Annotated in this window: 13 protein-coding genes; 10 read left to right on the forward strand and 3 right to left on the reverse strand. The window is 66.7% G+C overall.

The window, feature by feature from the left end:
- The first annotated feature begins 75 nt into the window (after window positions 1–75).
- From mtrA to secA, 7 genes are all read left to right on the forward strand, one after another.
- The gene (mtrA, locus tag AC5RT8_RS13480) at window positions 76–753 is read left to right on the forward strand and encodes an MtrAB system response regulator MtrA (protein ID WP_494096207.1); all 678 of its coding nucleotides are present in this window, start codon (window positions 76–78) and stop codon (window positions 751–753) included.
- 1 nt (window position 754) lies between these two features.
- The gene (gene mtrB / locus AC5RT8_RS13485; RefSeq protein WP_494096208.1) at window positions 755–2,467 is read left to right on the forward strand and encodes an MtrAB system histidine kinase MtrB; all 1,713 of its coding nucleotides are present in this window, start codon (window positions 755–757) and stop codon (window positions 2,465–2,467) included.
- Window positions 2,460–4,187 (forward strand): LpqB family beta-propeller domain-containing protein, encoded by a 1,728-nt coding sequence (locus tag AC5RT8_RS13490; protein WP_494096209.1) that lies wholly within the window; start codon window positions 2,460–2,462, stop codon window positions 4,185–4,187. Before mtrB ends, AC5RT8_RS13490 begins: the two co-directional genes overlap by 8 nt.
- 105 nt (window positions 4,188–4,292) lie before the next feature.
- Window positions 4,293–5,273 carry a ComF family protein gene (locus AC5RT8_RS13495; protein WP_494096210.1) on the forward strand — a complete coding sequence of 327 codons (981 nt, stop codon included), beginning with the start codon at window positions 4,293–4,295 and terminating at the stop codon, window positions 5,271–5,273.
- A 126-nt stretch (window positions 5,274–5,399) separates the two neighbouring features.
- Complete coding sequence (gene hpf / locus AC5RT8_RS13500; RefSeq protein WP_494096211.1) at window positions 5,400–6,125, forward strand: ribosome hibernation-promoting factor, HPF/YfiA family; 726 nt, start codon at window positions 5,400–5,402, stop codon at window positions 6,123–6,125.
- Window positions 6,126–6,156: 31 nt separating this feature from the next.
- The gene (locus tag AC5RT8_RS13505) at window positions 6,157–7,371 is read left to right on the forward strand and encodes a winged helix-turn-helix domain-containing protein (protein WP_494096212.1); all 1,215 of its coding nucleotides are present in this window, start codon (window positions 6,157–6,159) and stop codon (window positions 7,369–7,371) included.
- An 89-nt stretch (window positions 7,372–7,460) separates the two neighbouring features.
- The gene (gene secA / locus AC5RT8_RS13510; protein ID WP_494096213.1) at window positions 7,461–10,232 is read left to right on the forward strand and encodes a preprotein translocase subunit SecA; all 2,772 of its coding nucleotides are present in this window, start codon (window positions 7,461–7,463) and stop codon (window positions 10,230–10,232) included.
- 29 nt (window positions 10,233–10,261) lie between these two features.
- Here secA and AC5RT8_RS13515 read toward each other — a convergent pair whose 3' ends face one another.
- Window positions 10,262–10,840, reverse strand: coding sequence for an Rv3235 family protein (locus AC5RT8_RS13515; protein WP_494096214.1), 579 nt, complete (start codon window positions 10,838–10,840; stop codon window positions 10,262–10,264).
- Window positions 10,841–10,917: 77 nt separating this feature from the next.
- Window positions 10,918–11,760, reverse strand: coding sequence for a LysM peptidoglycan-binding domain-containing protein (locus AC5RT8_RS13520; RefSeq protein ID WP_494096215.1), 843 nt, complete (start codon window positions 11,758–11,760; stop codon window positions 10,918–10,920).
- 190 nt (window positions 11,761–11,950) lie between these two features.
- Here AC5RT8_RS13520 and AC5RT8_RS13525 point away from each other — a divergent pair, with 190 nt between their 5' ends.
- Window positions 11,951–12,508, forward strand: a complete 558-nt coding sequence (locus AC5RT8_RS13525) for a hypothetical protein (RefSeq protein ID WP_494096216.1) — start codon at window positions 11,951–11,953, stop codon at window positions 12,506–12,508.
- 37 nt (window positions 12,509–12,545) lie between these two features.
- Here AC5RT8_RS13525 and AC5RT8_RS13530 read toward each other — a convergent pair whose 3' ends face one another.
- The gene (locus AC5RT8_RS13530) at window positions 12,546–12,779 is read right to left on the reverse strand and encodes a helix-turn-helix domain-containing protein (RefSeq protein ID WP_494096217.1); all 234 of its coding nucleotides are present in this window, start codon (window positions 12,777–12,779) and stop codon (window positions 12,546–12,548) included.
- 205 nt (window positions 12,780–12,984) lie between these two features.
- On the opposite strand from AC5RT8_RS13530, the gene AC5RT8_RS13535 reads away from it, so the two are divergent.
- Together AC5RT8_RS13535 and AC5RT8_RS13540 are read left to right on the forward strand one after the other, a co-directional pair.
- Entirely contained in the window at window positions 12,985–13,647 is a 663-nt protein-coding gene (locus AC5RT8_RS13535) for a hypothetical protein (protein WP_494096218.1), read from the forward strand.
- Window positions 13,644–14,948: a CpaE/TadZ family protein gene (locus AC5RT8_RS13540; RefSeq protein ID WP_494096219.1), complete on the forward strand. Its 1,305-nt coding sequence runs from the start codon at window positions 13,644–13,646 to the stop codon at window positions 14,946–14,948. Before AC5RT8_RS13535 ends, AC5RT8_RS13540 begins: the two co-directional genes overlap by 4 nt.
- Window positions 14,949–14,966: the final 18 nt, after the last annotated feature.

The raw sequence follows: 14,966 nt of genomic DNA on the forward strand, positions 1-14,966 counted from the left end.
GGAGCGGCAGCCGCCAGGTCTGCTGCGGCACGCGCGCAACGGCGGGTGTGGAAACAGGCAGCGGAACAGGGAGCTATGAAGGCACGCATACTGGTCGTAGACGACGACGAAGCACTCGCCGAGATGATTGGCATCGTGCTGCGTAACGACGGGTTTGACCCCGTGTTCTGTGCTGACGGTTCCTCCGCGCTCGAAGTCTTCCGCAGCAGCAAGCCGGACCTCGTCCTGCTTGACCTGATGCTCCCCGGCATCGACGGCATTGAAGTGTGCCGGCAGATCCGCGGCGAGTCCGACACCCCCATTGTGATGCTCACCGCCAAGTCGGATACCTCCGACGTCGTGCGCGGTCTGGAATCCGGCGCGGACGACTACGTACCCAAGCCCTTCAAGCCCGCAGAACTGGTGGCGCGGGTCCGTGCGAGGCTGCGGCCGGGCGACCAGAAGTCGCCGGAGACCCTCCGGATCGGCGAAGTATCCATCGACGTTGCAGGCCACTCCGTGGCGCGGGGCGGGGACAGCATTTCGCTGACGCCGCTGGAATTCGACCTCCTTGTAGCCCTTGCCCGCAAGCCTTGGCAGGTTTTCACCCGCGAGATGCTGCTGGAGCAGGTCTGGGGATACCGCCACGCCGCGGACACGCGGCTGGTAAATGTGCATGTGCAGAGGCTCCGCTCCAAGATTGAACGAGACCCCGAGGCACCCGAGATTGTACTGACGGTGCGCGGTGTCGGATACAAAGCCGGCCAGAGTTAAGGTGCCGGGATTCCTGGCCGGGATGGCCGGGAACCCGAAGGTATCCTCGTCGCTGCAGGCCCTGGTGCGCCTGCGCGACGCTTTGCGGCGTGCCACTTTCCACCGCATAGCCCGCCAGTGGCGGCGGTCCCTGCAGTTCAAGACGGTTGTTTCGACCCTGCTCCTTGTGGCCTTGGCCGGCGCCGGTATCGGTGCTTTCCTTTCGCACCAGATTGCCGGTTCGCTGTATGAAGAGCGGCTGGCCCAGTTCCGGACCGAAGCGACGGCGGGTCTGTCCAACGTCAAGGACAACTTCCGGAACACCGCCGCCAGTGACCGGGAAAGTACCGACCGGCTGGTCATGGACACCCTTCCGCTCCTGGAAGGACAGGGAGCGGACGCGCAGCGCACATATCTGCTCACCCCGCTGCCCACGGAAGAACCCCTGTACATCACGTCCTCCGTAAACAGCGGCAACATCACGGCAAACGGCATCCCGGTGGCCCTCAGCGATGCCGTTATCGCCAGTGAAGCCTCGGAGTCTGAAACGGATTACGTGTTCTGGTCTCCGCTCGAACTCGCCAACGGTGAACCGGGCATCGCGTTTGGAACCAAGGTGACGCTGCCCCCGGACAGCTCCGAATATGCCCTCTACCTGATCTACGACCTGCAGTCGATGCAGGAAACCCTCGACGATATCCACCGCACGCTCTGGATTGCCGGTTTCCTCCTCCTCGCCATCAGCGGCACCATCGCATGGATCGTGGCCAAGGCCGGCCTGGGCGCAGTCAGCGACGCGGCGTCCGTGTCGGAGAAGCTGGCCGCCGGCGAACTGCAGGAACGCATGGAAGTCAAGGGTGAGGACGAAGTGGCGCGGCTTGCCGCCTCGTTCAACCACATGGCGGGTACCCTGCAGGACCAGATCACGCAGCTGGCAACCCTTTCACGGATGCAGCAGGTCTTTGTCTCCGACGTTTCCCACGAGCTTCGGACGCCGCTTACCACGGTGCGGATGGCCGCGGAAGTGCTGTACGACGCGCGGGACACCTTCGATCCGATGTACCGGCGCTCCACCGAACTGCTCTACCACCAGGTGGAGCGGTTCCAGGCGCTCCTGGCCGACCTCCTGGAAATCTCCCGGTTCGACGCCGGTGCGGCGGCCCTCGACCTGGAACCCACCGATGTTTTCCATATTGTCCGCGACGTGATCGACGCGACCGAACCGCTCGCCAACAACTGCGGGTCCGAGGTGGTTGTGGTGTCGAAGGAATCCAGCTGCGTAGTGGACGCTGATCCGCGCCGGATCGAACGGATCCTGCGTAACCTGTTGGTGAATGCGCTGGAACACGGTGAAGGGGAACCCATCGAAATTGCCATCGCCGCCTCCGAGGACGCCGTAGGCATAGCGGTCCGCGACCACGGTATCGGAATGACGGAGGAGGCCGCCGGCCACGTCTTCGACCGGTTCTGGAGGGCGGATCCGGCGCGGGCGCGGACCACGGGCGGCAGCGGACTGGGCCTGTCGATCGCCACCGAAGACACGCGCCTTCACAGTGGATGGCTCGAAGCCTGGGGCGAGCCGGGCAACGGCTCGTGCTTCCGCCTGACGCTTCCGCGCCGCCACGGTGTGCCGTTTGAGACATCTCCGGTGCCGCTGTCACCCCGCGACGGCGGCAGCGTGCCCCGTGCGATTGCCGCTGCGGCACCGGTCGGGGGAGAGGAACCTGATGCCTAGAGGGAACATGCTGTCCGGGCCACGGCAGGGACTCCGGCGGACGCTGGTTGTGCTGCTCGGCGCTGTCCTTGTCCTGAGCGGGTGCTCATCGATACCCACTGTCGGGCCGGTCGGCACGGCTTCGGCTGAACAGAACGGCGAGACCGGGGAAGACGCGGTGTTTTCCCCGGAAGGTCCGGCCGAGGATGCTTCGCCGCAGGACATCATCCGCGGCTTCATGGACGCGGGCAAGGGGGCGGCGGATGACTACAGCGTGGCCCGGCAGTTCCTGGCCCCGGAGCTGGCGAATACCTGGTCGCCAACGGAACGGGTAACCATTTACCGGTCCTCACGCATTGTGGCCATGCCGGAACCGGACCAGTTCCAGATCCAGCTGGAAGTCCATGGAAGCGTGGATTCCCGGGGGATCCGGACCGATGCTCCGGACGGCAGCACCGAAACATTCCCCGTGCAGCTCGTACAGGTAGAGGGACAGTGGAGGCTTTCCGCCGTCCCTGACGGAATCATCGTGTCCCTGGCGAGTTTCCCCGCGCTCTTCATTGCCCACAACCTGTACTTCTATTCGGGTGACTACCAGTACTGGGTGCCGGATACCCGTTGGTTCATTCAGCGGGCCGGCATTGCGGCCAATATCGTCAAGGAACTCCTCGTCGGCCCCGCCCCGTACCTGCAGGGCGCCGTCGTGAGCGCTTTTCCCGCCGGAACCGCGCTGGCCCGGGACGCCGTGCCTGTCGCCTCCGGGGAGGCTGTCGTGGATTTCGCTGCCGAGTCGCTGCGGGATTCAAGCGACCTGAACCGTCAGCAGATGGTGAAGCAGCTTGAACAGAACCTCCGCGGCCTGAACAACGTGACGTCCGTCAGCATGACGGTGGACCAGCGGGACGTGGATCTCGGCAAGGGCAGCGGAGAGCTGCAGTCCGCCGTGGAGGACCCTTCAGCCGGTGCCACCCAGATTGTGGTCGACCAGGGCGAACTGGCGTACTACGCCGACGGACCCGAACCCATCGGGAATGTTCCTTCGGTCGCGGAGTACGGCCCCCGGGACCCGGCCATGTCTGCGGACGGATCGGTGATTGCGTTCCTGGACAGCGAGGCGGACACCCTGCTGGTCACGGGGGACGGGCAGGACGTCAGGGTGGCGGCCGACGGCGGAAAGTTCACCCCGCCAAGCGTGGATCCACTGCGGTGGGTCTGGACCGCCAGGCCTTCGGGCACCGGTTCACAGGTCGTTGCCGTACCGCCCGGAGGGGACCGTAGCTCTGCCGCGGTGCTCACGGCACCTTGGCTGGACGGGTTGACGGTGACCGAGCTGCGGATTTCCCGTGACGGCACCCGGGCGCTCGTCGTGGTGAACGGAAGCGGAGGCAGCGAGGTGAGGATCGCCGGCGTCGTCCGGTCGCCTGAAGGTGCACCGATGTCACTCACGGTACCGATGACCCTCCAGGTTCCTTCCAAGGCCGGGGCAGTGAACCGCGCGAAGTGGGCTTCTGAAGATACGGTGGTTGCCGTGCAGGCAGGGGCGGAGGAAGCAGCCCCGGTAATCCTGGGCACCGCCCGTGAATCCGAGCTCTTGTCCCCGAAGGAGGGCATTGCGGGACTGAGCGCCGGAAACGGCGTGGAGGACATCTTTATCCAGACGGACGAAGGCATCTTCAACAAAGTCGGGAGCAGCTGGTCCCTGCGGACCGAGGGAACACGGGACCCGGCGTTCCCGGGCTGATGCCGGAGGTCCTCCTTTCCTCCACAGGGTGATCCGCAGCCGTTCCAGCAGCCAACGGCCCCGCCGGAAGGCCCGCGGCCGACCGCCCGGGTCCACTATGGGCGGATGGACAGGCCACTCGCCCAGCTGGACCGGCTGGTGTATTCCCGTACCGGACAACGGATCGCGGCGGCGGCGGCCGGGCTGGCCGCTGTGCTGGCCCCGGTCTTGTGCGTGGGGTGCGGAGCCCCGGATCATTCGCTGTGCGCCGCATGTGCTGCACGGATCCGCCGCAGCACGCTGCATCCGTACTCCGCACAGGAGGGGGCGGGTGCGCTTCCTGCCGCGGAGCCGGTGTTGCTCCTGCCGGCAGGGAACCCGGCAGTATCGCCCCGGGGGCAGGCTCCGCCCGGTCCGGAAGCCGCCGCCACGGAGACCGAATCCTTTAGTCCGCTCCCGGTGACGGCCGCCGGAGCATATGCAGGGGTGCTTGCGCGTGCGCTGCTGGCCTTCAAGAACCGGGGCCACACCGATCTGGCCGCCGTCCTGGCTCCGGTGCTGGCCGGTGCCGTGCAGGCGGCGGTGCTTCAGGCACGGGTCAGGGGCGGGGTCCACTTCCTGGTCCTGGTTCCCGTTCCGGGCACCGGAGCCTCTCGCCGGAAACGCGGCTATGTGCCGTTGGTCCTGCTGCTGAAGTGGATCCGGCGACGGCGGCTGCTGCCTGCCGGCTGCACGGTGCGGCCGCTGGTCTCGGCAAAAGCACACGGTCCGGAGGCGCTCCTGCGGCGGCTGGGGTCCGGGGCACGGCTCCCGGGGCCGCAGAAGGGCCTCGGCCGCCGTGCCCGGCGGAACGTACAAGGCACCATGACGGCTGGCCCGCCCGGGGGACTTGCCGGGGTCCACTGCCTGGTCCTGGACGACGTGCTGACCACGGGAGCCACCATCGCGGAGGCCGTGCGGGCACTGCGCGCGGCCGGGGCGGAGGTCCTCGGCGCGGCCGTCATTGCAGCAACACCAGCACCGTCACGTAACACTGGCCCCGCAATCGCTGCCGTTCCGGGGGCGCTTCGTGCAGGTGCCGTAAACGGAATCGCGGGACGTGAATAAAGCCCGGCGGTGATCTAACGTGTTGAGTATGGATAGCTTCAAGTAGCGGGGCTATCCTGCGGCAACGGCCGCGAAGGAAACTGGCAGCGGCCGTTGTTGTGTCACCGAAATCTATTGGAGGGCACCATGGAATTCATGATCAGCGGACGTAACGTTGCAGTGTCAGACCGGTTCCGCGAGTACGCCGAAGAGAAGATCGGCAAAGTGGAGGCGCTCGGCGACAAGGTCCAGCGGGTGGAGGCCAGGGTCACGAAGCAGGGTAACGTCCGGGACGCAGACAGCGCCCTCACCGTGGAAATCACGGTCACCGGACGCGGCCCCGTGGTCCGTGCAGAGGCAACATCCTCGGACAAGTTCGCGGCGTTCGACCTCGCGTACGGGAAGCTGCTGGAACGGCTGCGTCGGGCCAGTGACAGGCGCAAGGTGCACCACGGCCGCCACGCACCCACGCCCGTCCGGGTTGCCACTGCTGATCTTGGTCCCGTGAGTACCTCCGAGCCGCTCTACGCACAGGTGGCAGCCGCGGCCGAAGAACAGGACAACGATGCCGAGGACGCGGCAGCAGAGGAAGCCACGGGCGAGTGCCCCGTAGTGATCCGGCGCAAGGTTTTCCCGGGTGCCCCCATGAGCCTTGACGACGCCGTGGACAATATGGAGCTGGTCGGCCACGACTTCTACCTCTTTGTGGATTCCGCCACCGGTGCGCCCTCGGTGGTGTACCGCCGCCGCGGCTGGACTTACGGAGTCATCACCCTGGACTCCAAGTGCGCCGAAGGCGCAGAAGATCCACGGGAGGAAATCCGCGGTTACCGGGTGGCGGAAAGCCCCGCGGACGGCCGCGCCACCGCCTGAGCACACAGCGTCCGGCCCCTAGGATAAGGGGATGACAACTCGGCTCTCGCTCCGCCAGGCCCGCCGTACGGCGCTGGCGGCTCAGGGACTGGCCCGGGTACGGCCCGCCGGCCTTGTTAACGCAAGGCAGGTGGGCCGTACCTTTGAGCGGCTCGCCCTGCTGCAGATTGACTCCGTCAACGTCCTTGCCCGCAGTCATTACCTGCCGCTGTTCTCCCGGTTGGGGCCCTACGACCGGGCACACCTGGAGCGGCTGGGGACCCGGCGGCCGCGCCGCATGGTCGAATACTGGGCGCACGAGGCAAGTTTCATCCGCCCGGAATTGTTCGCCGATCTGCGTGCCGTCCAGCGGCGCACCTGGATGACTGCCGACTCCCTGCCGCCGGCGGTTGCCGGGGACCTTCGGCAACGCATCCTCGAACTCCTGGAGGCCGCCGGCAAACCCCTGACCTCGCGCCAGGTCATCGAGCACCTGGGCCACAGCACGGTACGGGACACCTCGCACTGGGGCTGGAACTGGAATGCCGGTAAGCGGGTGCTGGAGGATCTGTTCGCCTCCGGGCACATCGCTTCCGCCGGGCGCACGCAGCAGTTCGAGCGGCTGTACGCACCTACCCCGGCGGTCCATCCCGCAGGGGCCGCAGCCCTGGAACCATCAGATCCCGGGCAGGCCGTGCTGCGTCTGACCGAGGTTGCAGCGCGGGCCCACGGCATCGCGACGGTCCGCGGACTGGCCGACTATTTCCGCCTGCAGCAGCGCGAGACGGCCGCCGCCGCCGAGGTACTTGCCGCAAAGGGCATCCTCGAACGGGTCGATGTGGCCGGCTGGATCCAGCCGGCCTATCTGCATGCGGAAGCCACGGTGCCGAGGTCCGTGTCCGGCCAGGCGCTGCTGAGCCCGTTCGATTCCCTCATCTTCGAGCGGCGGCGGCTCGAAGAGCTGTTCAACTTCCATTACCGCATCGAAATCTATACGCCGCCGGCGGCCCGCAGGTTCGGCTACTACGTGCTGCCCTTCCTGCTGGGAGAGGAACTGGTGGCCAGGGTGGACCTCAAAGCGGACCGCGCCGCGGGTATGCTCCTTGTGCAGGCCGCCTTTGCGGAACCGGAAGCACCGCCGCAGACGGCGCGCCAACTCGCCGCGGAGCTGCGGCTCATGGCACAGTGGCTGGGGCTCGGACAGATAATGGTGAAGCCTGCGGGGGACCTGGCTCCCGCCCTGAAGCTGGCAGTATGCAGGGAATAAAGGTTAGTGGGGAACCACGGACCTTCACCGTACGTCTCTCACGTAGACTGAGGACGCCAGATTTCGGCAACTAGATTGGGAGCAAATCAGTGGCATCACTACTCGAACGAGTTCTTCGTACCGGCGACAAGAAGACGCTGAAGACACTGCGTAACTACGCCGACGCGATCAACGTGCTCGAGGATGAGTTCAAGGGCATGACCGATGCCGAGCTCAGGGGTGAAACGGATCGCCTCAAGGAGCGTTACAACGGCGGTGAGTCCCTGGATGACCTCCTTCCCGAAGCGTTTGCCGCTGTCCGTGAGGCTGCCGGACGTACGCTCGGCATGCGGCACTTCGACGTCCAGCTGATGGGCGGCGCCGCCCTGCACCTGGGCAACATTGCCGAAATGAAAACCGGTGAAGGCAAGACCCTGGTGGCAACCGCCCCGGCCTACCTGAATGCGCTGACCGGCCGCGGCGTCCATATCGTGACCGTCAATGACTACCTGGCGGAATATCAGTCGGACCTGATGGGGCGTGTTTTCCGCTTCCTCGGGATGACCAGCGGCTGCATCCTTTCCAACCAGGACCCCGCGACCCGGCGCGAGCAGTACGCCGCCGATATCACCTACGGAACGAACAACGAGTTCGGTTTCGACTACCTCCGCGACAACATGGCCTGGAGCGCGGCCGAGCTGGTGCAGCGCGGCCACCACTTTGCCATTGTCGACGAAGTGGACTCCATCCTCATTGACGAGGCCCGTACTCCGCTGATTATTTCCGGTGCCGCGAGCGGCGACGTGAACCGGTGGTACACCGAGTTCTCCAAGGTGGTCCAGCGGCTGACGCTGGACACCGACTATGAGGTGGACGAGAAGAAGCGGACCGTCGGCATCCTCGAGCCGGGCATCGAGAAGGTCGAGGACTACCTCGGCATCTCCAACCTCTACGAGGCGGCAAACACCCCCCTGATCGGCTTCCTGAACAACGCGATCAAGGCCAAGGAACTGTTCAAGCGGGACAAGGACTACGTGGTCCTGAACGGCGAAGTCATGATCGTTGACGAGCACACGGGCCGCATCCTGGCCGGACGCCGGTACAACGAGGGCATGCACCAGGCGATCGAGGCGAAGGAAGGGGTGGTCATCAAGGCCGAGAACCAGACCCTCGCCACGGTGACCCTGCAGAATTACTTCCGCCTCTACGAAAAGCTCGCGGGAATGACCGGCACGGCGGAAACCGAGGCCGCGGAGTTCATGAGCACCTACAAGCTCGGCGTGGTGCCCATCCCGACAAACAAGCCCATGGCCCGCATTGACCAGTCCGACCTGATCTACAAGAACGAAGTGGCGAAGTTCGACGCCGTGGTGAAGGACATTGCCGAGCGGCACGCTTCCGGCCAGCCCGTGCTCGTGGGCACCACGAGCGTGGAAAAGAGCGAGTACCTTTCCAAGCAGCTTGCCAAGGCCGGCATCCGGCACGAGGTGCTGAACGCGAAGAACCACGCACGTGAAGCCGCTATTGTTGCCCAGGCCGGCCGCAAGGGGGCCGTCACGGTGGCGACGAACATGGCAGGCCGCGGCACTGACATCATGCTCGGCGGAAACGCCGAGTTCAACGCTATTGCCGAACTTGAGCGGCGGGGGCTGGACCCGAACGAAAATCCCGAGGATTACGAAGCAGCCTGGCCGGACGCCCTCGAAAAGGCGCGCCAGGCCGTCGCCGCCGAGCAGCAGGAAGTGGTCGAACTCGGCGGACTCTACGTACTGGGCACCGAGCGCCACGAATCCCGACGCATCGATAACCAGCTCCGCGGGCGGTCCGGACGCCAGGGTGACCCGGGCGAATCGCGGTTCTACCTCTCGCTGACCGATGACCTGATGCGTCTGTTCAATTCCGGTGCCGCCGAACGGATCATGAACAGCTCGTCCATGCCTGACGACGTCGCGCTGGAATCCAAGCTGGTGTCGAAGGCGATCCAGAACGCACAGGGCCAGGTCGAAGGACGCAACGCCGAACAGCGCAAGAACGTCCTGAAATACGACGATGTCCTGAACCGCCAGCGTGAAGCCATTTACGGAGACCGCCGCCGGATCCTGGAAGGCGACGACCTGCAGGAGAAGATCAGCTTCTTCCTGGAGGATGTGGTCACTGCGGTTCTCAACGAAGCGACAGCGGAGGGCCATGGCGACGACTGGGATCTCGAGCAGCTGTGGACCAACCTCAAGACGCTGTACCCGATCAGCCTGACCATCGACGAGGTGGTGGAGGAAGCGGGCGGCCGGTCCAAACTCTCCCGCGAGTTCCTGCACAACGAAATCCTGTCCGACGCGAAACTGGCCTACCAGGCCCGCGAGGAAGCCCTTGGTTCGGCGACCATGCGGGAGCTGGAGCGCCGCGTCGTGCTCTCGGTCATCGGGCGCAAGTGGCAGGAACACCTTTACGAGATGGACTACCTCAAGGAAGGCATCGGGCTGCGGGCCATGGCCCAGCGCGATCCCCTGGTGGAGTACCAGCGCGAAGGATTCGTCATGTTCCAGACAATGATGGAGTCCATCCGCGAGGAAAGCGTCGGATACCTCTTCAATGCCGACGTGCAGGTCAGCGAACCGGCGGCCCCGGCAGCAACCGGACTCTCCGGCGTCAAGGACGCCCGCGGCATCGTCGGCACCCCGGTCATCAAGGCAGCAGGGCTGGAAGCCCCGAGGCAGCCGGCCAGCCTGCAGTTCACCGCCCCGGACAGCCAGGGCGGAGTGGAAACCAGGGTGGAACGCACGGCTTCCCGCGGCACCACAGCGGGTCCGTCCGCTCCCGCCGCAGGAAAGGCTTCCCAGGCCGGCAAGAAGCCGCCGGCCAAGAAGGCCAAACGACGCAAGTAACCGGATAAGCCCGGCCGAACCGGCCGGGCCTATCCGATCTCCAGGGCGGTAACTTTCCAGAGCCCGCGCCGCAGCTGCACCCTCAGTGCGACGGCGCGGGCTCTTTCGTGTTCCAGGGCCACGACCGTGGCCTCGTAGATCCCCTCCGCAACCGGGCAGAGCCGGCAGGAACGGATGCGTACACCCCTGTGCAGCAGCTGCGGATCAGGTGCCGTTCCGGACCGCGCACGGGGGTCCTGCTGCCGCCCGCGGACGAGGTTGGCACGCATCTGCAGCCGTTCATAGTTCTCCGGGTCCAGCCAGCGGGCCATCTGCTGCAGCGGACGGACACCGCCCAGCACTTCAAGTGCCGCAAGCGCCACCGATTGGCAGATGGCTTTCACCCGGGCGTCGTCCTCCGGCGCCGACGTCCAGTTGGCAGCTTCGGGACCCGGAGACGGATCCGCTGTGCGGCTGTGCCGCTCCCGCGGGGCAGCCGGAACGGGAGCGGGAAGCACCTCGCTGGAGGGTGCCAGATAGACCGCGATGGGCGCTGCGGTTCCGTCAGCGGGGTCGCCCGGCGGCGCAGGCGGGGCATCGGGAGCGGGGAGGAATATCACGCTGGTCATGGTGCATCCTTTCCAATCGCGGATGTGCTGTGTTCCGGTGCTGCAGGCGGCGTGCTGACGGGGAGGGGCCGCTGCGTTCACGGGGGTGGAACCGCCAGGACCTGGCCCGGATGAATCAGGCCCGGGTCCGGACCGATCACATCCCTGTTCAGTTCGTACCAGCGGGGCCATTGCGCGGCGGTCTCTGCATCCGTGGCCTGCGGCCCGAGGCGGGATGCGGCCAGCGACCAGAGCGTGTCTCCCGCCGCAACCACAACCTCCCGTTCATCGCTTCGCGGAACACCGGTCAGCAGGCTGCCGTCAGCAGGCGGAGGTGCAGGACGCCACAGGGGAGAAACATCTTCTCCGGGCCCCTGGTGCTCCGGAGGATCGGCAGCCGCGGACCCCGCCTGTCCGCCGGTCGGCAGGGCGGCTGCCATGGCTCCAAGTGCGGACCCCGCAGGAGCGGGCCCCGCTCCGGGGCCGGGCGTACCGGCCTCCGACGTCCGTGAGACGACCGCGGCGGATGCAGCTGCCCCGGGTACGGCTCCCAGCGTGCCCCCGGCAACCAGGGAAAGTCCCAGCGCAGCCGATGCCAGCCGGCGAAGCGGCCCGGGCGCCAGGGCCAGCATCCGCCTGGCTCCGGCCCGGAAGCCGAAACGGTGGAGAATGCAGCCTGTCAGTGCGCAGGCGAATCCCGCAACCCACCACGCGGTCAGCAGGACGCCTGCAGCAGCAGCGGCCAGCCCTGCCACCTGTGCCAGCGAGGCCTGGGAAAACACCGCCCCGGACAGCGGGTCGGGGGACAGCAGCGTCGCACCGGCGGCTTCTGCCGCCGGCAGCATCAGCGTCCCGCACCACAGCAGGATCAGGCCGACGGCCGCTATGAGCACCGTGGCGAGTGCATCTGCCGCCAGCCCGCGGGACGTGTCTCCGGTCATGGCATTCTCCGAGAAGTAGGCATTGAATCTGTCATTTAGGTCCGTTTGGTGGACCTTGGCATCGATTGATGCCCTTAGGTGGGTTTCCGTGTCTTTGGTGCTGGATAGCCCATCTGGTGCCCGTGTCTACACTTCGCCTCGGTCAGTGTCCAGAGTGGTCGGCGGCCTACGTGGACGCTAGCCTTGGGCGATGCGATGGGACGCCCTGTTCAGGGACATGGAGGCACAGCTTGCCGCAGCTGCCGGGGCGGCAGCGGACAGCGAGATTTCCGACCGCGTGCGGACGGAACTGCAGGGGATCAGCCTTCAGGACAGGCTGCGCAGCCAGAGCGGCCGGCAGCTCGCGTTCGATCTCGGTAAGGCAGGGATGGCGCGGGGAATCCTGCGGCACGTAGGAGAGGGATGGGTGGCGCTGGAACAGGACCGGGGTGCAGCCTTGGCAGTGTTGTCCCACGTGGTTGCCATCCGGGGCATGGATCGTTTCGCGAGCCGGCCGGCGGGAAAAGTGCGGTTGGGAGTGGCATCTGCGCTGCGCAGCATCGCCAGGGACCGCAGCGCCGTCGTTGTCCACTCCGTGGGAGCAGGGGGTTCCCTGTCCGGTACCATCGACCGGGTAGGCAGCGACTTCCTGGAGCTCGCGGTCGTACCGTCCGACCAGCCCCGGCGCAACATAAACGTCACGGGGGTCTATGTCCTGCCGACGGAGTCGGTGGCTGCCGTGTTTTCGGATCGTAACGGCTGGGAGTGACCCGGTCCTGCGCCTGCAGGCAGCCGGAGTTCCCGGTTTAGTTTCCGGCGTTTTCCTCCATCGGTATGCCCTGCCGTACGGCGGCAGCCGATTTCCGGTAGGCGCGCGAAATGTAATCTTCAAGCTGCTGCGATTCGACCCGCCACTGGCCCCTGCCTCCGATCTGGATGGCTGGAAGTTCGCCGCTGCGAACAAGGGCGTACGTCTGCGAGGAGGATATGTTCAGCACCTCGGCGACATCGGCCAGCGTCAGGAATCTCTTATCGCCCACGCCACTCACCTTTCGCACCGCACTCCAGCGGTTTGCACCCGTTGTATACCAGCAGCACCAGTGTGACACCAGCAGGATCGGGCCGGCGGTTATCCACAGATTCCACTTTCCCCGGAAACCACCGTTTGCTTCCCCCGGCGGTTCCTCCACAATGGCCCCAGCCAGTTCCCCGGTGCGGGGCAACTGGGAACAGAAACGGGGGAGCATGAGCCTGCACCTAACTGACCGCGCAACGGGTGGAGAACCGCCGGCGGCACGGCTGCGCAAACCGTCGTGGCGGGATCCGAGGCTTCTGCTGGGAATCCTGCTGGTACTTGGCTCCGTTGCCGGGGTGGTCACCCTGGTAAGCAGCGCCGACCGGACCACTGAGGTGTATGCGGTAAACCGCGACGTTCCTCCGGGGACGCCCCTCCGTGCCGAAGACCTGCTGGCGGCGCCGGTCCGGCTGGGCAATGCCGAGAACCTGTACCTCCCGGTCGCCGGCGGCCTGCCGGAGAACGCCGTCGCGGGCGCGGCACTGCGCAAAGGCGAACTGGTGGCCCGGTCCTCGCTGGTCGAGCCCGACGCGCTGGACCGCAAACCGGTGGGACTGCGGGTGGAGGACCCGTTGCCTGCCAGCACCGACGCCGGATCACGCGTTGATATTTGGGCGGCCATGCCCAACGCACGGAATGGCTTTGACGAGCCGAAACAGCTGATCGAAGCCGCGGAAATCTCGGAGCTGGCCGTCACCGAGTCCGCGCTGGGAGCCAGCCGCAGCACAGAGCTGCTGGTCCTGGTGGACGATGCCGATCTGCCGCTGCTGCTGACAGCCTTGTCCAACCAGGCCAAGATCACCGTGGTCCACAATCCCTCGCCGGGGTCGTGAACATCCCCGTCGCTACCGTCGGAGCCGCCACCGCCGGAGTCCTCGATGGGTTGGAGCGGCTGCAGGGACCCGTCACCGTGGTGCGGAGGTGCACCGAACTCACTGAGCTGGTAGCTGTCTCGCAAAGCGGCATCGTGCGCGCCGCCGTCGTCGTCGACGAGGCGGAGAACCTCACCGCAGCACTGGCGGAACGGCTGGCGGCGGCGGGGGTTGCGCTCGTGGCGCTCGCCGACGATGCCGTGCTACGGCAGCGGCTTGAAACCCTTCGGATCGTGCATGCTCCCAGCGGCGTGGATCCGGGGACGCTCGCCGGCCTCATCTCCACAGCGGTACAGGAGCTGGACCTGCCCGCGGGCGGCACGCGGACGGCAAACAGCAGCAGTCTCGCGGACCCGGCCGCGGCCTTCGGTGCAGGGGCAGCAGTCCCCGGGACGGAAGATACTGCGGAACCGGACGCCCGCAGGGGAACGGTCACCGCAGTGTGGGGCCCGGCCGGCGCCCCGGGCAGGACCACGCTGGCGGTCAACCTGGCCGCCGAGGCAGCTGCCGCCGGGGCAGGAGTGCTCCTTATCGACGCCGATACCTACGGTTCGAGCGTGGCTGTCAGCCTCGGCCTGCTCGATGAATCCGCCGGGCTGGCCCAGGCGTGCCGCCTCGCCGACCAGGGGTTGCTCGACGACGCCGCGCTGCACCGCATCTCGGCCGGCGTCTCCCTTCGGGGGCACCGGTTGTCGGTCCTGACCGGTATCACCCGCGCGGACCGGTGGGTGGAGCTGCGTCCGGCAGCATTGTCGGGCGTCCTCACTGCGGCACGACGGATCGCCGACCTGATCGTCGTCGACTGTGGATTCTCCCTCGAGACGGACGAGGAACTGAGCTTCGACACCATCGCCCCGCGGCGCAACGCGTCCACCCTCGCGGTCCTTGAATCCGCTGACGCGGTCTACGCCGTGGGGGCGGCGGACTCCGTCGGAGTACCCCGCCTGGTCCGCGCGCTCTCGGAGCTGGCGGGGGCGGTTCCCGGGCTTCAGCCGCGCGTCGTGCTGAACAAGGTGCGGGCCTCCTCCGTGGGACGGCAGCCGGAAAGCCAACTGCGCGGAGCCTGGGAAAGATTCGGTCCGGGAGGGGAGATCAGCGCCTTCCTGCCGGCGGACTATGACGCTGCGGACGCCTCCCTGCTCTCGGGGACGGCGCTGCTGGAAACGGCGCCGGCCTCCGCCCTGCGGATTTCCATAGCCGAGTTGGCGGGGGTGCCGGTCCAGGGACGGGGCCGCGGCACACGCCGTACGGGGGCAAAGTGACCTTTGGCGCATTCGCGG

It is taken from the genome of Arthrobacter sp. Ms25, from assembly GCF_059090365.1.